The sequence below is a fragment of the Brevibacillus sp. AG genome (genome assembly GCF_028369215.1).
In the GTDB taxonomy this organism is placed as follows: Bacteria; Bacillota; Bacilli; order Brevibacillales; family Brevibacillaceae; genus Brevibacillus; species Brevibacillus porteri.
Map to the genome: position 1 here is coordinate 468017 of NZ_JAQMYO010000004.1, position 18836 is coordinate 486852.

Genomic DNA, 18836 nt, shown 5'->3' on the forward strand with positions numbered 1-18836 from the left:
TTTGGGGAGAAAACAATGAGCACAAGGGGAAAAAAGACACTTGTAACAGGTGCAGATGGATTCATAGGCTCTCACTTAACTGAACAGTTGGTTCGCTTGGGTTATGATGTGAAAGCATTTGTTAATTATAACTCTTTTAATACTTGGGGATGGCTTGATCATTCACCAAGTGAAATAGTAAATGAATTAGAAGTTTTCGCTGGTGATATACGTGATCCACACGGAATAAAACAGGCAATGAAAGATTGCGATACAGTTTATCACTTAGCTGCATTGATCGCAATTCCGTATTCATATCACTCCCCAGATACTTATGTCGATACAAATGTGAAAGGAACCCTTAACATTTTACAGGCAGCAAAGGAATTGGGTGTTTCAAAAATTGTTCATACCTCTACAAGCGAGGTTTATGGAACAGCACAGTTCGTACCGATTACAGAAGAACATCCACTTCAAGGACAATCGCCGTATTCAGCGAGCAAAATTGGTGCAGATCAAATGGCAATCGCGTACTATAGCTCGTTTGGATTGCCTGTGTCAATAATAAGGCCCTTTAATACGTATGGCCCTAGGCAGTCAGCACGAGCGGTAATCCCTACAATCATCACACAAATCGCGAACGGACAACAATCTATTCGATTAGGCTCTCTTCATCCAACTCGTGATTTTAATTATGTGGAAGACACAGTTCGAGGTTTCTTGGCTGTAGCTCAATCAGATAAATCAATTGGAGAAGTTATTAATATTGGAAGTAACTATGAAGTATCGATCGGACAAACTGTAGAGATGATTGCGGAACTAATGGGAAGTAAAATTGAGATATTTTCTGATGATCAACGGATCCGCCCTGTAAAGAGTGAGGTAGAACGACTTTGGGCAGATAATACGAAAGCAAAAGAATTATTAGGATGGGAACCAACATATGCTGGCGTAGATGGCTTGAGGAGAGGTTTGTCTCAAACAATTGAATGGTTCTGCAATCCCGATAATCTAAAACAATACAAAGCAGGTTTATATAATCTATGAAAAATTACGTGGATATCCAAACACTGGTTAATCAACTTAAGAGTGTCGTAGCTATAGACAATGATTTCATTGCCTTGCATGAACCGTCTTTTCAAGGGAATGAATGGACTTATGTGAAGGATTGTCTCGATACAGGATGGGTATCTTCTGTAGGGAAGTATGTAGATCAATTCGAGGATATGCTAAGGGATTACACGGGAGTTAAGCATGCCGTAGCAGTAGTGAATGGAACAGCTGCATTGCATATAAGTCTTATGCTAACCGGCGTAGAACAGGGTGATGAGGTGCTAGTGCCTACCTTAACCTTTATTGCAACTGCCAATGCCGTATCTTATTGTGGTGCAGTTCCTCACTTTGTAGATAGCTCAGAACTAACACTTGGTATGGATCCGATAAAACTCCAGCAATATTTACAGGAAATTGCTGAAGTGCGTGACGGATTCTGCTATAACAAGTTTTCTGGTCAACGGATTAAAGCAGCTATTCCCATGCATACATTTGGTCATCCAGTTGATTTGGATCCCTTGCTTGAAGTTTGCCAACGATACCATATTGATCTGATAGAAGATGCGGCTGAATCGTTAGGGTCATACTATAAAGGCAAACATACGGGAAACTGGGGGAAATTATCGACCCTCAGCTTTAACGGCAATAAGATTGTGACTACCGGTGGTGGTGGAGCAATCTTAACAAATGATGATGAATTAGCGAGATTAGCTAAGCATATAACGACAACTGCGAAAGTTAAACACACGTGGGCTTTTTTACACGATCAAGTGGGATTTAACTACCGCCTACCGAATATTAATGCGGCTTTAGGTTGTGCACAATTAGAGAGGTTACCTCAGTTTATTCGGAACAAACGGTCGTTAGCGGACATGTATCAAGCAGCTTTATCCAAAATAGATGGGGTAAGACTGTTTATTGAACCTTCATTTGCGGAAAGTAATTACTGGTTACAAACTATTATTCTTGACGATAGATATATGGATGCTCGGGATAATGTTTTAAACTTTACAAATGAGCAGGGGTTTATGACAAGACCAGTGTGGACTTTGATGCATCGGTTAGCAATGTATGAGAATTGTCCTAAAATGGATCTTTCTATTGCTGAACGTTTAGAAAGAAAAATAATTAACGTACCAAGTAGTCCATTTCTTGGGGGAAATCATGAATAGACGTAAAATTTGTATTGTTACGGGAACGCGTGCCGAATATGGCCTTTTATATTGGCTCATGAAGGAAATTGAAAGTGATGAAAGTTTTGAGCTGCAAATTGTTGTTACAGGAATGCATCTCTCTCCAGAGTTTGGTCTAACTTATAAATTAATTGAACAAGATGGTTTTACCATTCATGAAAAAATAGAAATGTTGCTATCAAGTGATACTCCGGTTGGTATTGCGACATCGCTTGGATTAGGAACCATTGGATTTGCTTCTGCTTTTGATCGTCTTAAACCTGATATTGTTGTGGTTTTAGGAGATCGATTTGAAACAATGGCAGCCGCTCAAGCCGCAATGATTGCACGAATTCCAATTGCCCATCTATATGGTGGGGAAATTACAGAAGGACTTATAGATGAGGCTATCCGACATTCTATTACAAAGATGGCTCACTATCATTTTGTTTCAACTGACTCCTATCGTAAACGAGTGATTCAATTAGGAGAACACCCAGAAAGAGTTTTTAATGTAGGTGCAATTGGATTAGATAATATTCGGAAAATGAAACTACTTACCAAAATAGAATTTGAGAAAAGTATTGATTTCACTTTGGGGGAACTAAATTTTCTTGTTACTTATCATCCGGTCACTTTAGACAAGATTGGTCCCGAAGAGACAATGGTTGAATTATTTGCTGCCCTTGATGATTTTCCTAATGCCAAGGTAATATTTACGAAACCAAATTCTGATACAGATGGCAGAATTATATCGAAAATGATAGATGAATATGTTTCCAGTAACCAAAAACGAAGTATTTCTTTTACTTCATTGGGACAATTACGCTATCTAAGCGCAATTAAGCATGTGGACCTCGTGATTGGAAATTCATCAAGTGGAATTATTGAAGTCCCCTCTTTTAAAAAGGCAACAATCAATTTAGGAAATCGTCAACGGGGACGTTATCGAACAGATTCTATCATTGATTGTGATGAACAAAGAAGTTCCATAATAAATGCGATTCAGCAGGGGATTTCAAAAGAGTTTCAACAAAATTTACAGACACTTCAATCCCCATATGGTGAAGAGTATGTTTCATTAAAAATACTCGAGATTTTAAGAAACGTAGATTATAAAGATTCTTTAATGAAATCATTCTTTGACCTTGGAGTAGAACAATGAGAACTGTTTTTATTGGGTGTGTACAATTCAGTTGTGAAATGTTAGATACTTTGTTGACTGTAAAAGAAGCAGAAGTTGTAGGAGTAATTACTAGAAAGCAATCACAATTTAATACTGATTTTGCATCATTGGAGCCTTTAGCAAAGAAAAACAGAATTCCCTGCCTTTTTGCGGAAGAAGTGTCGCATAATGATTTGGTTTGTTGGCTTGAAGAGTTAAAGCCGGATATTATTTATTGTCTGGGATGGTCGTACCTTCTTAAGCAAGAGATATTACAAATACCGAAGTTGGGTGTTATTGGTTATCATCCTGCAGCATTACCACAGAATCGTGGAAGGCACCCTATTATTTGGGCACTTGCAATGGGGTTAACAGAAACAGCCTCTACTTTTTTCTTCATGGATGAAGGGGCGGATTCAGGGGATATCGTAAGTCAGATTATGCTTCCTATTGAAGATCAGGATAATGCGAGAACCTTATATGATAAGTTAACTTTAATTGCGAAAAAGCAAATTATTGAATTTACACCCCGAATAGCAGCAGGTTCATTTGAAAGAATTCCTCAGAACCATTCTGTAGCAAACTACTGGCGGAAGCGTGGGAAAAAGGATGGGATCATAGATTGGCGAATGTCTGCAAAATCCATACATAATTTGGTGCGTGCATTGACTAAGCCGTATATTGGGGCTCATTGTGTTTTTGAAGAGAGTGAAATAAAGATATGGCGTACAGAAGTAATCTTGGATAATTCAAGTAAGAACATTGAACCTGGGAAAGTACTTGAGATAGAGGGTGGCTATATTTTCGTGAAATGTGGGGAAGGAACCCTCAAAATTATTGAACACGATTTTCAAATACTGCCACAAAAAGGGTGTTATTTATGAGGAAAGTTTTAGTTATTGCCCCACATCCAGATGATGAAACATTAGGTTGTGGAGGGACACTGTTAAAGCATAAAAACGAAAATGACGAATTGTTTTGGTTAATCGTTACTGGTATGAATGGAAATGATTTATATACGCCTAATCAAATAGAGATTCGGGAGAATGAGATTAACAAAGTTGGAAAATTATACGGGTTTTCGGAAGTATTCCAACTAAACTTGCCTACAGCTACTTTAGATACAATCCCAATGTCAGAAATGGTAAATGCAATTGGGAAGATAGTCAAAACGGTTAATCCAGATATTATGTATATTCCGTATAGAGGAGATGTACATACCGATCATGCAGTTGTTTTCGATGCAAGTATAGCTTGCACGAAATGGTTTCGTTATCCTTCAATAAAAAGAATATTAGCGTATGAGACATTATCAGAAACGGATTTTGGTTTGAACCCAGATAACAATGGGTTTAGACCAAATGTCTTTCAAAATATTGAAGAGTATCTAAATAAGAAGGTAGATATTATGGAGGTTTATGCGAGTGAAACAGGGCAATTCCCTTTTCCACGAAGTGAGGAGTCAATTAAGGCACTAGCTTCGATTCGAGGTACAGCAGCTGGTTATAAGTCTGCGGAAGCGTTCATGTTATTAAAGGAGGTTCTATAGCCTAATGAATAAAACTTTTATTATTGCTGAGGCTGGGGTGAATCACAACGGCTCTATTGAGATGGCTAAAAGATTAATAGATGTAGCAGTTGAAGCAGAAGTAGATGCCGTCAAATTTCAGACGTTTAAAGCAAATAAAGTAATAAGCAAATTTGCTGAGAAAGCAGATTATCAAAAGCAAACAACAGGCTCCAATGAATCTCAGCTAGAGATGGTGCGCAAGCTAGAACTTGATACAGAGGCACATTACGAACTTCAAGAATATTGTAAGCGACAAAATATCAAGTTTTTATCAACACCTTTTGATTTGGATAGCGTTAATTTTTTGGTTAACGAGATGAAAGTAGAGTTGATAAAAATTCCATCAGGCGAGATTACAAATGCTCCTTTAATACTAAGCATTGCTCAATCTGGCCTACCCGTAATCTTATCTTCAGGAATGGCTACATTAGCCGAAATTGAACAAGCACTTGGTGTTCTTGCTTTTGGCTATACTGCGGTTGATGCAAAGCCTTCAAGAAAAATGTTTCAAAATGCGTTTTATAGTAGAGAAGGGCAAGAGTCTCTTCGATCGAAAGTATCTTTACTACACTGCACTACTGAATATCCAACCCCATATGACGATGTCAACCTTCAAGCTATTGACACAATGAAACAAGCATTTGGTCTCAGTGTGGGTTTATCGGACCATACAGAAGGAATAGCAGTTCCGATAGCAGCAGTTGCTCGTGGTGCAAAGATAATTGAGAAGCATTTTACATTAGATAAAACCTTACCAGGTCCAGATCACAAAGCTTCTCTAAATCCAAAGGAATTAATAGACATGGTACGATCGATTCGACAAGTGGAAATGGCTATTGGTTCTCCAATTAAAACCCCCGCCTCATCAGAGATGAAAAATCAGGATATTGTCAGAAAAAGTCTGGTAGCATCAAAAAATATAACAGCTGGTGAAATATTTACTATTGAGAACCTGACTAGCAAGCGTCCAGGTAATGGAATCTCTCCTATGTATTTTTGGGATGTGTTAGGCACAGAAGCTGATAAAGATTACCAAGAGGATGAGGTTATTACCAATTATGCAAGTCGAGTTTGAACAAGCAAAGGCGATTTTTAATAGGTTAGAAACTCCTCTGAAATGCCCTTCACAGGCACCAGATTATGTTGTGATAGATGCAAAACGTGAAAAAGGCTTAGAGCCCACTTTTTTTGTATATGAAGCTAATGGAGAAATATACTATCACTCTTTTCATATATCTCCAATTCCTGATTCTGTTTATTATGATGTTCAGACTCCATATGGCTATGGCGGACCAATCTCCACTACTGAAGATCCGCATTTTCTAAAGCGTGCATGGAATGCCTACTCGGAGTGGGTACATGAGCGGCAAATAGTTGCTGAGTTTGTAAGATTTCATCCGATTTTAGAGAACTGGCGTTATTATCAAGGTGAGGTTATCTCTGATAGAAAAACTGTATGGATAGATTTAACTAATGAGAATATATTTAATGAATATCAAACTCGTGCAAAAAGAAAGATTCGAAAAGCTATAAAAAATGAGCTAGTAGTACATTGGGTTACTTTCGAGGAGTTCTTTACCCATTTTCCTGCGGTTTATAAAGAGGTAATGAATAGCTTACAAGCAGATGATTTTTATTATTTTCCAGAATCCTACTTTGAAGCTTGGAAAACTGTAAGAAATGCCCACTTTGCTCTATGCAAACAAGAGGAAAGAATAGCTGCAGCTGTGTTTTTCTATCACAACAGTAACATGATGGAGTATCATTTATCTGCTGCAACTGACTTGGGTAAAGAGTTGGCTGCAACTCCTTTGATCATCCACGAAGCAGCATTACTTGGGAAACAATTAGGATATAAGCAATTGCATTTGGGTGGAGGAACGAATAATCAAATCGACAATCCATTGTTCTTTTTTAAATCAGGATTTTCAAATCAACGAGGGAACTTCAGGATTGGAAAAATTATTCATCAACCTGAAATATATGACAAAATAAAAGCGGATTGGATTAGAAGAAATGGTACTGTCTCAAGCCGTATTTTGTTTTACCGAACGTAACAGGGGGAATCTAAATGTCTTGGGATCCAGTATGGGAAGAGGTTTTTCGTCAACAAACATGGGGAAAGTATCCAGGGGAAGACCTCATTAGGTTTATCGCTCGTAATTTTTATAACGCTAAATCACGACCGGAAGTGAAAATCCTGGAGGTGGGTTGTGGACCAGGGGCTAATCTTTGGTACATGGCAAGAGAAGGTTTTACGATATATGGAGTGGATGGTTCCAAAACGGCAATAGAACAGGCGAAGACTCGCCTAGACTCTGAATGCCCTGGATGGACAGGAGAGTTAGTAGTTGGGGATATTAGTAAGCTTCCTTTTCCAGATGAAATGTTTGATGCAGTAATTGATAGTGAAGCATTGTCTTGTAATACATTTGAAAACGCAGCACATATTTACTCGGAAATGGCTCGTGTTACAAAGCGGAATGGGAAGTTTTTCTCTCGTACATTCGCAAAGGGAAGTTGGGGAGACGAGACGGGGGAGAAGGTAGGCTATGATACATATGTAGTAGGAGAAGGACCTTTGCTAGGAAAAGGATTTGCACGCTTCACGAATTACAATGATATCCCAGAACTTATTAAACACTTTACGATACAACAAATACAATTGCTCAGTAGAGAATACTTACAAGAAAATAAAATAGTAAAAGAATGGGTTATCGTTGGAGAGAAGTAAACGTTTCGTTAAAAAGATAGAAGGGATGAATAATGCGTGACATGGGATCCAGTATGGGAAAAGATTTTTCGTCAACAAGCATGGGGAAAGTATCCGGGGGAGGATTTAATTCGTTTTGTTGCTCGTAATTTTTATGGGGTAGGGTCTCGCAAAGATATAAAGATATTAGAAGTAGGTTGTGGTCCAGGCGCTAATCTCTGGTATATGGCCAAAGAAGGATTTCAGGTATACGGTATAGATGGTTCTCCCACTGCTATTGAACAGGCTCAAATTCGGTTAGATTCAGAATGTCCAAATTGGAACGGCCAACTCTTAGTAGGTGACATCAGTACATTACCTTTTCCAGATGAGTATTTTGATGCAGTAATAGATAATGGTGCAGTTACATGCAATTCACAAGAGAATTCAATTTTAATATATAGCGAAATGGCTCGTGTAGTAAAAAAACAAGGAAAAATATTTTCCCGTACAATTGCCAAGGGCTGTTGGGGAGATGAGACAGGTGAGCATGTTGGTTATGATGCTTACATTGTAGACGAAGGCCCGTTGCTGGGGATGGGATACATCCGATTTGCAAAATATGAGGATATCGAGAATTTAGTAAGGGATTTTTCAATACAAGAAGTGCAATTGCTTAGTAGAGAATACATGGATGTAAAAAAGTCAGTAAAAGAATGGGTCATTATTGGAGTGAAAAAATAAGCTCCTTGATGAAAGGTGTGAAGCATCTATGAAGGATTGGACTAGTATATTAGCTAAGCCTACGACCCCTATTCTAGAAGTGTTAGAGATAATTGATGCTGGAGCGAGACAGTTAGCCTTAATTGTTGATGAGAATCAAAAGTTGCTCGGAACTGTAACAGATGGGGATATTCGGCGAGGATTGTTAAAAGGCAGACAGTTACATGACCAAGTGTCGACAATAATGAATGCATATCCAACAGTAGCATCTCCATATGACTCTCGAGAGAATATTTTGGCGCTGATGAAAATTAGACAATTGCATCAGATACCAGTTGTCGACGAAGATGGACGTGTTATCCATGTAGAAATATTGAATCAGTTGATCGGCCCAATTAAGAAAGATAATTGGGTCATTCTGATGGCTGGAGGATTAGGGACCCGTTTGCAGCCGTTGACTTATGATTGTCCAAAACCCCTCTTAAACGTTGGTAATAAACCCATTCTGGAAACTATTTTACTTAGTTTTGTAGAACAAGGGTTTCACCGTTTTTATATTTCAGTTAATTATAAGGCGGAGATGATAAAAAATCATTTTGGGGACGGTAGTCGTTGGAATGTAGAAATAAAGTATTTACAAGAAGAGCAGTCTCTTGGGACAGCAGGGGCACTGAGTCTGATTCCAGAAAAGCCTACGTTACCTTTCTTTGTAATGAATGGGGATCTCCTGACGAAAGTTAACTTTAGTCATCTGCTGGATTTCCATTCTTCACATCGAGCGAAAGGTACCATGTGCATTAGAGAATATGATCATCAGATTCCTTATGGAGTTGTTAAATTAGCAAACCATCAATTACTAGAAATAGAAGAGAAACCAACTCAACGCTTCTTTGTAAACGCAGGAATCTATACTTTGGATCCAAGTGTGCTCGATCTGATCCCGAAAAATAAGTATTACGATATGACTAGTCTTTTTGGCGTTCTGGGCGAACAGCAAGGTCAGACAATAGCCTTTCCGATACGTGAATACTGGATGGATATTGGACGTCTGGCTGATTTTGAAAGAGCGAACGTTGAGTTTGCGGAGGTATTTGGATGATTCAGGGGAAATCTGTTTTAGCAATTATCCCTGCTAGAGGTGGATCAAAAGGGATACCACGTAAAAATATTAGAGAAGTTGGCGGAAAGCCATTATTGTCATGGACGATTGAAGAAGCTAAAAAATCAGCTTATATTGATCGACTAATTGTATCAACAGATGATGAAGAGATTGCCGATGTGGCACGCCAGTATGAGGGTGAAGTTCCGTTTTTGCGTCCGAAAGAATTGGCTATGGATGATACTCCGGGTATTGCTCCGGTATTGCATGCATTGGAGCTCCTTCCGAAGTATGACTATGTTGTTCTCCTACAACCAACCTCGCCACTAAGACAAGTGATAGATATTGATGGGTGTATTGAGAAGTGTTTAAAAGAGCAAGCAAATTCATGTGTTTCAATTACAGTGGCAGAGAAAACGCCATATTGGATGTATCATTTGTCTGATAATGATGTGCTTGAACCAGTAATTAAAATAGAAGAGCGATTTTTAAGAAGACAAGATACACCAACGGTATTCTCTTTAAATGGAGCAGTGTACATAGCCGATACCAACTGGCTGCAAAAAACTCAGTCTTTTTTGGAGCCTGAAACAGTGGGGTATGTAATGCCCAAAGAGCGTTCTATAGATATTGATAACCAAATGGATATAGTAATTTTCGAAGCAGTATTGAGACAAATGAAAAATTGACTTGAAAGATAAGTAAATCCCTATCCCCGTTTTTCCGATAAAGGTAATAAAGGAAGAATGGATCAATGGGGGAGGAAAAATGGATATTAATAGCAAAGGTGTAGCAGTGAACGGTGTATCTGGTTATTCAGATAAGGTGCTAAAGGTCAATGGCAGTAATCAAGGAAAAGAAGACATTGACGGACAACAGCAACCCAGTGGGAAAACCCTGAATTCAAAAGAATTGGTACGGGAAGTAGACAATCTAAATAAGTTTATGCAATCCAGTACTACTCATATCAAGTTTACTCTTCATGAAAAGCTTAATGAATACTATGTCCAGGTAGTGAATGATCAAACGAAAGAAGTAATTCGAGAAATTCCTTCTAAGAAAGTCATGGATATGGTTGCTAAAATGCATGAGATGATTGGATTACTAGTGGACGAAAAAAGATAGGGAGGGATCGTCATGGGAATTCGGATTAGTGGTATGGCTTCGGGAATGGATACAGAAAAAATGATCAAAGACCTCATGAAAGCTCAAAGAGAGCCGGTAAACCGATTACAACGAAGTAAAACTTCTACTGAGTGGAAACGCGATGCGTATCGGGATATGAATACGATTCTAGCAGACTTGCAAAATACTCTGAAAGACTTACGTTTATCTAGCAGTTTTAACAAAAAGACGGCAACTTCAGAAAACGATAATATTGCTTCTGCTAGGGTAGTCGGTAAGCCTACTCTTTCTTCCTACACAGTCGAGGTTTTAAATCTAGCCAAAGCAGGATCACCTCCAAGCGCAGAATTTACTACCGGTTTAACTGATAGTAAAGGTGTGATTGGAGGCGCAGACTTTACTATTACGATTAACAAGGATGGAGTAGGAGTACCTATTTCTGTTTTGGGAACAGATACTATGGAAGGTGTTTTAAGTAAGATTAATAATGCAAAAGCTGGAGTTAAAGCTAGTTTTTTCAATAACAAATTAGTTCTTACCTCTGAGGACGGAAAGCAGTTTGAGGTTAAAGCATCTGGGAGCAATAATTTAAACATGGGGACTTCTACGCCATCAACTGCTGGAACAGTAGGAACTCCTGCTACTTTTAAAATTAATGGAGTAGAATACACATCTAAAACGAACTCTATTTTATTTGATGGAATCGATTTTACATTAAAACAGGCTAATGTTGGAAATCCAGTAGCCGTAAACACAAAAACTGACGAAGATGCAGTTTTTAATATGATCAAAGGCTTCGTAGACAAGTATAATGCTGTTATCGATACGATGAATAAAAAAATCTCCGAGCCGAAATATAAGGGCTACCAGCCGCTATTAGATGAAGAGAAAGAAGCGTTGCCTGAAAAAACTGCAGAAAAAATGGAAAATATGGCACGTAGTGGATTACTTTTGCGTGATCCTATTTTAACAAGTGGATTAAACGAATTGCGTCGTGCACTTAGTACACCGTTACAAGGGACTGGAGTTAATAAGTCTTTTGACACTCTTTCTGAAATTGGGATCGGGGGTCCTCCTAGTGGAAAGTATGCATACGAGGAAAATGGGAAGCTCTATATAAACGAGACCAAGCTTCGTGAGTCCATTAGAACGAATGGAGACGATGTTCTCAAACTGTTCACGAATTACAGTGATGAAACGGTAGATCGAAATAAGAAGTACAACGAGTCGGGTGTCGCAGAACGCCTTTATGACAAACTCAAAGATGTAATGGAAAAAGTAACAAAAGAGGCAGGGTCAGCAGGACGTGCATTTGACGACAGTAACTTAAGTAAGAAATTAAAAGAAACCGATAGAGAAATCGATCGCTGGGAAGATCGCTTAAAAATGATCGAAGATCGTTACTGGAAGCAATTCTCTGCAATGGAAAAGGCTATGTCGAAATCGCAGTCCCAAGGTGCTTGGTTTGCACAAATGTTAGGGCAGAAATAACAGGGAGTGATGCAGATGTTACAAAATGCTGCACAAACATACCAGTCCAATCAGGTAACAACGGCTACTCCTGCTGATTTGACACTAATGCTGTACAATGGAGCACTTAAGTTCATTAAACAGGCAAAGGTAGCTTTAGAGGAAAAGGACGTAATAAAAGCTCATGAGGCCTCATTGAAAGTTCAGAATATCCTTTATGAGCTCATGTCCACTTTAAACAGCGACTACGAGATCTCTAAGGAATTTGCCAAACTCTACGAATATATGCTTCAACGTACAATTGAAGCGAACATGCATAAAGACGTTAACATTCTAATAGAAGTGGAAGACCTGTTCATTCAATTCCGAGACACTTGGAAAGAAGCCATGCTTTTGGCGAAGAAACAAGGGTAAGGTATATAATATGGAAATGACAGTCGATGTTCTTCTAAATAGTTTGCTAGAAACAACATTACGCTTAGAGAAAGTAGTAAGTGAAAAGGATTCTGAACCGGATACATGGTTGTCGTTATTGGACGAACGAGAAGAAGTGATTTCTAAAATTCAGCAGCTGGGTATAGACAATGAATCTCTATCGGCAATGCAAAAGCAACAGCTAGAGCAAATGTACGAGATTAACCAACGTCTTGTTCCACTGATCGATGGAAGAATGCAAGGCGTCCAACAGCAGTTAAACAACCTCCAACGTAGCAAGCTCGCAATGAATACGTACAACGAAGCAGGTCCAAACGGCTATGGTGCCTTTTTCGACCGCAAAAAGTAAAAACGGCCGGGGAACCGGCCGTTTTCTTTTCACAACTTATGCACGAATATCGATCGTTTTTCCAAGAGATGGATGACTAGCCTGAGCCGCTTGCACAGTTTGCTGCGTCTTAGCCAAGCCCTCCAACATGATGGAAGCCTGCGCTTGCGCAGTCTCCTGCACTTGCTTCGTCAAACTAATAGTAACAGCTTGCTTTAATTGTACGGCATTCATTGATGATCACCTCTTTGTTAGAATTACTTTCTTTATCATTATCGACATTTTCTATACCAAGCTTCACTATAACCATGACTCTATTCTCTCATCTTTTTTCCACCATCTGCTATACTTTAAGAACATCTTGTTGAAAAACTAGGAAGGTGAATCACTTTTGTCCACAAAACGCCGCTCACTCGTCTTAATCGGAGCCGTCCTCCTCATCTTCATACACGCGGTCTACCTAAACGGAACCTTATCGGACCTCCTCAACGTAACCGCCATTGAGCTAGTCGCGCTCTCCGTAGTCATGTCCTATGCAGTGAAACGCAAGCATCTCGACTTGAAAAAAATCTGGCATCTCCTCATTCACGGCCGACAAAGCAACGTCGAAGAAACGATCAAGCGCTTCTACTACTACGCGCTCGTCCAGAAGGAGCAGGGCTATATCGCGCTCGAAAAGGAGCTCCAGCAAGAAACCGATACCTTTGTCCAACGCGGCAGTCTGCTGGCGATCGAGGGTGTTCCCGAAGAAGAGCTGCGCCTGATCCTGGAGAACGAGCTCAAGGGCGAGCAGTATCGCTACCAACAGTCAGCAGGATTCTTCCGCCTCATCAGCTTGTTGGCGCCAGGGATGGGTCTGGTCGGTACGCTTCTGGGGATGACGGGTGTACTGAAGTCGCTCGAAGACATGGCCTTGACCGGACACAGTCTGAGCGCAGCGGTCGTAGCGACGTTGTATGGCGCGCTCTTGGCGAATCTGTTCGCGTTGCCATGCTACTACCGTCTGATGGATCTGTACGACCGGGAAATGTTTGAAAAGCGTCTTTTTATCGAAGGATGTATTGGTCTCCAGCGCATGGAGACACCACGCTTGTTGTTTGAAAAGCTGAACTCATTCTTGCCAGGTGACCAAAAGCTGGTGCTGATTAAAGAAGCAGGCAGCATGAAGGGCACGATTGAAAGGCAGGACCGCTATGCATGACGAACGGTTATACGACGAAAAAGAGCTAGAGAAAAGCTGGCTGCTTAGCTACAGTGACCTGATTACGCTGTTGTTCGTGATCGTGATTATTATCGCGGCGACGCAGACGAAGAGCATTCAGACACAAAAAGAAGAGGTCCAAAAGGAAAAAGCGAGCTTGGAGCAGGTGCATGAGAGTCTCGACCTGCTCAACCTGCAAAAGCTGGAGCTGCAGCGAGAGGTCTACAAATTGGAGGCTCGCCAGAAGGAGCTCAAAGGCGAAAAAGAAGAAGGCTCCGAAGACACCGTAAACGTGCCAAAGCCGCCAATGGGCATGTCTGACTCGAGTGAGCGCGATATGGAGACGGTGCGCAACCAGCTATCCTCTGCTTTGGCTGAGCTGAATCTTGACTACGAGGAGACCGAAGAAGGCCTGCGTATCCGTTTGCCGGAAACGATCTTGTTTACGAGTGGTTCGGCAGACCTACGGGCCCAAGGGAAGCAAGTCGTCGGGACAGTAGCAGGGGTGTTGAAGCGTTTCGAGCACAAGGTGCGAATCGAGGGCTATACAGATGATGTACCGATATCGCGCAGTTCCTACCAATCCAACTGGGAGCTATCCTCGGCGCGCGCGATCTCTGTCATGCGTGAAATGGTGGATGCTCACTCCTTACCAGCGTCTCGTTTTACAGTGGCAGGCTTGGGCGAATACAAACCGCTTGTGGACAACTCCAACGCGGAGAACCGTGCGAAGAATCGCCGGGTAGAGGTCGTGATTTTGGCAGAAAAAGAATAATTCATTATTTTCAGATAAAAGCAGGATTTTTATATGCAGGATAGAACTATATCCCGTATATATGAATCCTGTTTTTTTGCTGCTATACCTACTTATTCTCCCTGTTCGTTCCCCTTACTTTCGTACCAAAGTGGCAGAATATACAGGAAAATAGTTATACCCAGCTTGTGCACAAGGTCATGTGGATAATGTGGATAACTCTGTGGAGAACGCAAAAAAACCGTGATTTCCATGTGGACATTGCTGGGGACAAAATGGGCAGATAGAGAGACACAAGGGGGATTTCAAATGCGTATCGGGACAAATTGGTTCAAATCGCTCGCGTTGGTCGTTGGTGTGGGGGTACTCCTCGCAGGATGTGGCTCGGGTGGTCAGCAAACGTCTGGCAGTGGCGGAGCAAGTGGTGGTTCGGGTGACAAGGTGTACGTAGTCGGTACAGATGCGGCATATCCACCGTTCCAAATGCTTGAGGCTGACAAGATTAGTGGGCATGACATCGATGTGATGAACGCGATCGCGGAAGCTGGCGGATTCAAGATCGAGTGGAAAAACACCGGGTGGGACCCGCTTTTTGATGGACTGGACAAAGGGACGGTTGATATTGGGATCTCGTCCATCACGATCACGGAGAAGCGTAAGGAGAAATACGATTTTTCGGACTCATACTTTGAAGCAAACCAACTCATTCTGGTAGCGGAAGATTCTCCAGTGACGAAGCTGGCAGATTTGAAAGGCAAGAAGATCGGGGTCCAAGCTGCAACTACGGGTGAAGAAGTGGTCAAAAAAGCGTTTGGAGATACGTACGAAGGCTTGAAAGGCTATGACGACATGCCATCCTCCGTCGATGACTTCTTTAATGGTCGAGTAGATGCAGTGATTGGCGACAATGGCGTTTTGTCCTACTACGTGAATAAAGTTAAAGATAAGAAGTTTAAGCTGATTAAAGATGATTCCTTTGAAAAGGAATTTTACGGAATTATCGTGAAAAAGGGCAATACCGATGCGATGAACAAAATCAACGACGGATTGAAAAAGATAAAAGAAAATGGAAAGCTGCAGGAAATTTACACCCAGTACTTTGGCAATAAGTAGGCAGCAAAATGGCCGGGTGCGTCCCTACGACGTAGCCGGCGTTTGTTCGCAACAGGGCTTGCTGACATGAAGAAGGGAGGATTAGCCATTGGACTGGAGTGTCATCTACGACTATCGTGAACTGTTTATCCGAGGCATTATTAATACAATTTTACTGACCGCAGTGGCTACGGTTTGTGGAACGTTTTTGGGGTTGTTTATCAGCTTGGGGAAAATGTCCTCCAAGCGAATGATACGGTGGACCTGTTCAATTTACGTAGAGCTGTTTCGGGGAACCCCGATGCTGGTCCAAATTTTGCTGATTCATTTTGCGGTGATTCCGTCGATTTGGGGTATTCTGTATCCGGGAGCGAGCAGCCCGGAAGCGATTTATTCAGGCTTCGTGGCGCTTTCGCTCAATGCGGCTGCCTATATGGCGGAAATCTTTCGGGCTGGCATCCAATCCATTGATCCGGGGCAAATGGAAGCGGCACGATCACTTGGCATGAACAAGGGCCTTGCCATGCGCCAAATTATACTTCCACAAGCGTTTACACGAATGCTGCCCGCAATCGGAAATGAGTTTATTGCTCTTTTGAAAGATTCATCCCTTCTGGCAGTAATCGCGACACCGGAATTAAACTACGCAGCCATGAATGTGGCGAAAAGTACATTTGAGCGCTACCCCCCGTATTTAACAGAGGCGGCGGTTTACCTGGTCCTTACGTTGTTCTTGTCCCGTGTAGTCGTGAGAGGACTAGAGAAAAAATATTCCACACGGTGATGACGTATTCGTCCATTTTTCGGCGATTCAGTCGGATGGGTTTCGTTCGTTAGATGAGGGGCAGGCCGTAGAATTCGACATTGTGGAAGGGGAACACGGTCCACAAGTGGCGAACGTCGTGAAGATATAAACGAAACAATAGCAAAATCCCCCTGATTCCTTGATAGGACAGGGGGATTCGTTTTTTCCACGTGTTTAACTGATCATTCTTTGAATGCGTAGGGAACGCTGCAGTCTCAGGTCTATAAAATCATTACCTCTTCGAACGAGAGGGCGCATAGGCTCATCAGTATGAATCATAATGATTTCGACGTGGTCGCCATTGCTCAAAAGCGCATGGGAACCAATGTAAAGTAAGATAATGTAATGGATAAAACGAGACACAATCATCGGATTTAATTGACCTGAACAAGCTAACTCCCACAGAACATTCGCTGCTTCAAAGGGAGAGGTTCCCTTCCGATACACGCGATCTGTGCATATGGCATCAAATACGTCTGCGACACTGATGATTTGGCATTCAAAAGGGATGCCATCTTTTTTTCGTCCGAGGGGATATCCACTTCCATCCCAACGTTCGTGGTGCATCAGAGCGCATTGTGCCAGCAAGTTGTCGGCATCGTCCATGGTGCGCAGGAGCTCGTAGCCATAAACGGTATGCTTTTTCATAATCGTATACTCTTCGTCTGTCAAACGCTCTGGCTTGGACAGCAGCTCATCGGGAATTTTCATCTTGCCGATGTCATGAAGAAGACCTGCCAGACCCAAAAAATGAACATCACGTTGCGGCAATCCTATGATTTTTCCGATTAAAGCTGCCACGATACCTACATGCAGGGAGTGGCGATACGTATAACTTTCTGTTCCTTCATTCAAATAAATGAAGCGCAGAAATCTCATGTGATGAAGAACTTGATCGAGCATAGGATGAACAGCGTCGCTAAATTGTTGTAGTCGGGGGGTATCCCCATTTGCGAGCTGGTTAAATAAATACTCGGTTTTTTGTACGGCCACCATATAGGCCTTTGCAGCCTCTGCCTCACTCCAATGAAGGAGAGGAAAAGGCATTTCGGGTGCATCCGAGTCAGTAGTAACGTGTACGGCTTCCACCTGGTGAGCCTCTAGCAGTCGTATATCAGTTAGATGAAGGGTTGCACCAGCGGGTAATAAAAGCAGGCCGTACTCATTGTAGACGTCTTGAGCGAGCGTTGTTCCGATAAGTGAATGGGAAGGTTTTACCTCGGCCATGAGGATTCCTCCAGTGCGATGTACGACCGCGATATAGGATGGGATGACTACCTCAACTATTATAGCATAGGGAATCTAGTAAGTATTGGTAAAAAAATGTCGGATATTGATGGTTTGTAAAAGATTTGCAAAGATTTTTTTAAGCTGAGTAGAAGGATTATTTACAGAGGCGGCGAATAAGTATGTATAGACGGAAGGAGGTTGGAACCATGAAATTTAACATTCGTGGAGAAAACATTCAAGTCACCGCTGCCCTTAGAGAATATGTCGAAAAGAAAGTCGGCCGTCTGGAAAAATATTTTGAAACTCCACAGCCTACAGAAGTACAAGTCACCATGCATGTACATCGCGGAGAAGGCACGATCGAGGTAACTATCCCACTGAGTGGGGTCATTATCCGAGCGGAAGAAACGCACGAAGATATGTATGCTGCTATCGATCTGGTAGTAGAAAAGCTGGAACGTCAGATTCGCAAACACAAAACGAAGCTGATGCGGAAGCTTCGAGTTGATTCGACAGGAAGAATCGCACAGCGTGAGAGTCAACCAGTAGCAGTCATGATCCCGGATGTGGATGAGGATGATATGGATATAGACATCGATATCGTTCGAACCAAACGCTTCGATCTGAAGCCGATGGATGCACAGGAAGCGGTCATGCAGATGGATATGCTGGGACACAGCTTCTTCGTTTTCCAAAACAGTGACACCAATGACGTCAGTGTGGTGTATCGCCGCAATGATGGGCGTTACGGATTGATTGAACCAAAATAACGAAACTTTACACATTCTCATTCGTATAAGACTAGGGAGTTGCTATTAGCAACTCCCTTTACTTGTGTAGAGGATGCTCTATTTGATAAAATATCTTTTTAGAAAGTATTATTTTCGTAGAATCGGTATCCTTTTTTATTATCTGGACTCATGCCGGCTTGTGCAGTTTCGTT

22 protein-coding genes and 1 pseudogene are annotated in these 18836 nt (G+C 41.5%); 21 read left to right on the plus strand and 2 right to left on the minus strand.

Going from position 1 to position 18836, the window contains the following annotated elements; genetic code table 11:
* Positions 1–15: 15 nt before the first annotated feature.
* From POF51_RS13580 to POF51_RS13650, 15 genes are all read left to right on the plus strand, one after another.
* Positions 16–1026, plus strand: a complete 1011-nt coding sequence (locus POF51_RS13580) for an NAD-dependent 4,6-dehydratase LegB (protein WP_069850858.1) — start codon at positions 16–18, stop codon at positions 1024–1026.
* On the plus strand, positions 1023–2204 hold the full coding sequence (locus POF51_RS13585) for a LegC family aminotransferase (protein ID WP_271755614.1): 1182 nt from the start codon (positions 1023–1025) through the stop codon (positions 2202–2204). Before POF51_RS13580 ends, POF51_RS13585 begins: the two co-directional genes overlap by 4 nt.
* Entirely contained in the window at positions 2197–3369 is a 1173-nt protein-coding gene (gene neuC / locus POF51_RS13590) for a UDP-N-acetylglucosamine 2-epimerase (RefSeq protein ID WP_173623363.1), read from the plus strand. Before POF51_RS13585 ends, neuC begins: the two co-directional genes overlap by 8 nt.
* Positions 3366–4253 (plus strand): methionyl-tRNA formyltransferase, encoded by an 888-nt coding sequence (locus POF51_RS13595; RefSeq protein WP_069850851.1) that lies wholly within the window; start codon positions 3366–3368, stop codon positions 4251–4253. The genes neuC and POF51_RS13595 overlap by 4 nt, the downstream gene beginning before the upstream one ends.
* Complete coding sequence (locus tag POF51_RS13600; protein ID WP_017252277.1) at positions 4250–4918, plus strand: PIG-L deacetylase family protein; 669 nt, start codon at positions 4250–4252, stop codon at positions 4916–4918. Before POF51_RS13595 ends, POF51_RS13600 begins: the two co-directional genes overlap by 4 nt.
* 4 nt (positions 4919–4922) lie before the next feature.
* Positions 4923–6014, plus strand: coding sequence for an N-acetylneuraminate synthase (gene neuB, locus POF51_RS13605; RefSeq protein WP_069850848.1), 1092 nt, complete (start codon positions 4923–4925; stop codon positions 6012–6014).
* Positions 5998–6996: a hypothetical protein gene (locus tag POF51_RS13610; RefSeq protein ID WP_069850845.1), complete on the plus strand. Its 999-nt coding sequence runs from the start codon at positions 5998–6000 to the stop codon at positions 6994–6996. The genes neuB and POF51_RS13610 overlap by 17 nt, the downstream gene beginning before the upstream one ends.
* A gap of 14 nt (positions 6997–7010) precedes the next feature.
* The gene (locus POF51_RS13615) at positions 7011–7673 is read left to right on the plus strand and encodes a class I SAM-dependent methyltransferase (RefSeq protein WP_069850842.1); all 663 of its coding nucleotides are present in this window, start codon (positions 7011–7013) and stop codon (positions 7671–7673) included.
* A gap of 36 nt (positions 7674–7709) precedes the next feature.
* Positions 7710–8375: a class I SAM-dependent methyltransferase gene (locus tag POF51_RS13620; protein ID WP_017252273.1), complete on the plus strand. Its 666-nt coding sequence runs from the start codon at positions 7710–7712 to the stop codon at positions 8373–8375.
* A gap of 28 nt (positions 8376–8403) precedes the next feature.
* The gene (locus POF51_RS13625) at positions 8404–9453 is read left to right on the plus strand and encodes a nucleotidyltransferase family protein (RefSeq protein ID WP_069850839.1); all 1050 of its coding nucleotides are present in this window, start codon (positions 8404–8406) and stop codon (positions 9451–9453) included.
* Positions 9450–10142, plus strand: a complete 693-nt coding sequence (locus POF51_RS13630) for an acylneuraminate cytidylyltransferase family protein (protein ID WP_017252271.1) — start codon at positions 9450–9452, stop codon at positions 10140–10142. Before POF51_RS13625 ends, POF51_RS13630 begins: the two co-directional genes overlap by 4 nt.
* Before the next feature lie 79 nt (positions 10143–10221).
* Complete coding sequence (flaG, locus tag POF51_RS13635; RefSeq protein ID WP_017252270.1) at positions 10222–10578, plus strand: flagellar protein FlaG; 357 nt, start codon at positions 10222–10224, stop codon at positions 10576–10578.
* Between the two features lie 12 nt (positions 10579–10590).
* Positions 10591–12069: a flagellar filament capping protein FliD gene (fliD, locus tag POF51_RS13640; protein WP_017252269.1), complete on the plus strand. Its 1479-nt coding sequence runs from the start codon at positions 10591–10593 to the stop codon at positions 12067–12069.
* A gap of 15 nt (positions 12070–12084) precedes the next feature.
* Positions 12085–12462: a flagellar export chaperone FliS gene (gene fliS / locus POF51_RS13645; protein ID WP_017252268.1), complete on the plus strand. Its 378-nt coding sequence runs from the start codon at positions 12085–12087 to the stop codon at positions 12460–12462.
* A gap of 10 nt (positions 12463–12472) precedes the next feature.
* On the plus strand, positions 12473–12832 hold the full coding sequence (locus POF51_RS13650) for a flagellar protein FliT (RefSeq protein WP_069850836.1): 360 nt from the start codon (positions 12473–12475) through the stop codon (positions 12830–12832).
* 36 nt (positions 12833–12868) lie between these two features.
* On the opposite strand, the gene POF51_RS13655 is transcribed toward POF51_RS13650, so the two are convergent.
* Positions 12869–13045 (minus strand): putative motility protein, encoded by a 177-nt coding sequence (locus tag POF51_RS13655; RefSeq protein WP_139135946.1) that lies wholly within the window; start codon positions 13043–13045, stop codon positions 12869–12871.
* Between the two features lie 157 nt (positions 13046–13202).
* On the opposite strand from POF51_RS13655, the gene POF51_RS13660 reads away from it, so the two are divergent.
* The 5 genes and pseudogenes from POF51_RS13660 to POF51_RS13680 all read left to right on the plus strand — a co-directional run.
* Positions 13203–14012: a motility protein A gene (locus POF51_RS13660; protein WP_017252265.1), complete on the plus strand. Its 810-nt coding sequence runs from the start codon at positions 13203–13205 to the stop codon at positions 14010–14012.
* A complete protein-coding gene (locus POF51_RS13665; protein ID WP_017252264.1) occupies positions 14005–14787 on the plus strand; it encodes an OmpA/MotB family protein in 783 nt (260 codons plus the stop codon). Before POF51_RS13660 ends, POF51_RS13665 begins: the two co-directional genes overlap by 8 nt.
* 288 nt (positions 14788–15075) lie before the next feature.
* Positions 15076–15879, plus strand: coding sequence for a basic amino acid ABC transporter substrate-binding protein (locus POF51_RS13670; protein ID WP_069850833.1), 804 nt, complete (start codon positions 15076–15078; stop codon positions 15877–15879).
* A gap of 88 nt (positions 15880–15967) precedes the next feature.
* Positions 15968–16642, plus strand: coding sequence for an amino acid ABC transporter permease (locus tag POF51_RS13675; RefSeq protein ID WP_026043386.1), 675 nt, complete (start codon positions 15968–15970; stop codon positions 16640–16642).
* Positions 16638–16772: pseudogene (locus tag POF51_RS13680) on the plus strand (cold shock domain-containing protein); the annotation flags it as partial. The gene POF51_RS13675 and the pseudogene POF51_RS13680, both read left to right, overlap by 5 nt.
* 65 nt (positions 16773–16837) lie before the next feature.
* On the opposite strand, the gene POF51_RS13685 reads toward POF51_RS13680, so the two are convergent.
* Positions 16838–17890 carry an HD-GYP domain-containing protein gene (locus tag POF51_RS13685; protein WP_069850830.1) on the minus strand — a complete coding sequence of 351 codons (1053 nt, stop codon included), beginning with the start codon at positions 17888–17890 and terminating at the stop codon, positions 16838–16840.
* A 209-nt stretch (positions 17891–18099) separates the two neighbouring features.
* Between POF51_RS13685 and hpf the strand changes: the two genes are divergently transcribed.
* On the plus strand, positions 18100–18663 hold the full coding sequence (gene hpf / locus POF51_RS13690) for a ribosome hibernation-promoting factor, HPF/YfiA family (RefSeq protein ID WP_017252261.1): 564 nt from the start codon (positions 18100–18102) through the stop codon (positions 18661–18663).
* The last annotated feature ends 173 nt before the right edge of the window (positions 18664–18836 follow it).

What these genes read in the sequence shown, in the direction of transcription:
- POF51_RS13580 (WP_069850858.1), top strand. Translation starts at nt 16, where the DNA reads ATGAGCACAAGGGGAAAAAAGACACTTGTAACAGGTGCAGATGGATTC.
- POF51_RS13585 (WP_271755614.1), top strand. Translation starts at nt 1,023, where the DNA reads ATGAAAAATTACGTGGATATCCAAACACTGGTTAATCAACTTAAGAGT.
- neuC (WP_173623363.1), top strand. Translation starts at nt 2,197, where the DNA reads ATGAATAGACGTAAAATTTGTATTGTTACGGGAACGCGTGCCGAATAT.
- POF51_RS13595 (WP_069850851.1), top strand. Translation starts at nt 3,366, where the DNA reads ATGAGAACTGTTTTTATTGGGTGTGTACAATTCAGTTGTGAAATGTTA.
- POF51_RS13600 (WP_017252277.1), top strand. Translation starts at nt 4,250, where the DNA reads ATGAGGAAAGTTTTAGTTATTGCCCCACATCCAGATGATGAAACATTA.
- neuB (WP_069850848.1), top strand. Translation starts at nt 4,923, where the DNA reads ATGAATAAAACTTTTATTATTGCTGAGGCTGGGGTGAATCACAACGGC.
- POF51_RS13610 (WP_069850845.1), top strand. Translation starts at nt 5,998, where the DNA reads ATGCAAGTCGAGTTTGAACAAGCAAAGGCGATTTTTAATAGGTTAGAA.
- POF51_RS13615 (WP_069850842.1), top strand. Translation starts at nt 7,011, where the DNA reads ATGTCTTGGGATCCAGTATGGGAAGAGGTTTTTCGTCAACAAACATGG.
- POF51_RS13625 (WP_069850839.1), top strand. Translation starts at nt 8,404, where the DNA reads ATGAAGGATTGGACTAGTATATTAGCTAAGCCTACGACCCCTATTCTA.
- POF51_RS13630 (WP_017252271.1), top strand. Translation starts at nt 9,450, where the DNA reads ATGATTCAGGGGAAATCTGTTTTAGCAATTATCCCTGCTAGAGGTGGA.
- flaG (WP_017252270.1), top strand. Translation starts at nt 10,222, where the DNA reads ATGGATATTAATAGCAAAGGTGTAGCAGTGAACGGTGTATCTGGTTAT.
- fliD (WP_017252269.1), top strand. Translation starts at nt 10,591, where the DNA reads ATGGGAATTCGGATTAGTGGTATGGCTTCGGGAATGGATACAGAAAAA.
- fliS (WP_017252268.1), top strand. Translation starts at nt 12,085, where the DNA reads ATGTTACAAAATGCTGCACAAACATACCAGTCCAATCAGGTAACAACG.
- POF51_RS13650 (WP_069850836.1), top strand. Translation starts at nt 12,473, where the DNA reads ATGGAAATGACAGTCGATGTTCTTCTAAATAGTTTGCTAGAAACAACA.
- POF51_RS13655 (WP_139135946.1), bottom strand. Translation starts at nt 13,045, where the DNA reads ATGAATGCCGTACAATTAAAGCAAGCTGTTACTATTAGTTTGACGAAG.
- POF51_RS13665 (WP_017252264.1), top strand. Translation starts at nt 14,005, where the DNA reads ATGCATGACGAACGGTTATACGACGAAAAAGAGCTAGAGAAAAGCTGG.
- POF51_RS13670 (WP_069850833.1), top strand. Translation starts at nt 15,076, where the DNA reads ATGCGTATCGGGACAAATTGGTTCAAATCGCTCGCGTTGGTCGTTGGT.
- POF51_RS13685 (WP_069850830.1), bottom strand. Translation starts at nt 17,890, where the DNA reads ATGGCCGAGGTAAAACCTTCCCATTCACTTATCGGAACAACGCTCGCT.
- hpf (WP_017252261.1), top strand. Translation starts at nt 18,100, where the DNA reads ATGAAATTTAACATTCGTGGAGAAAACATTCAAGTCACCGCTGCCCTT.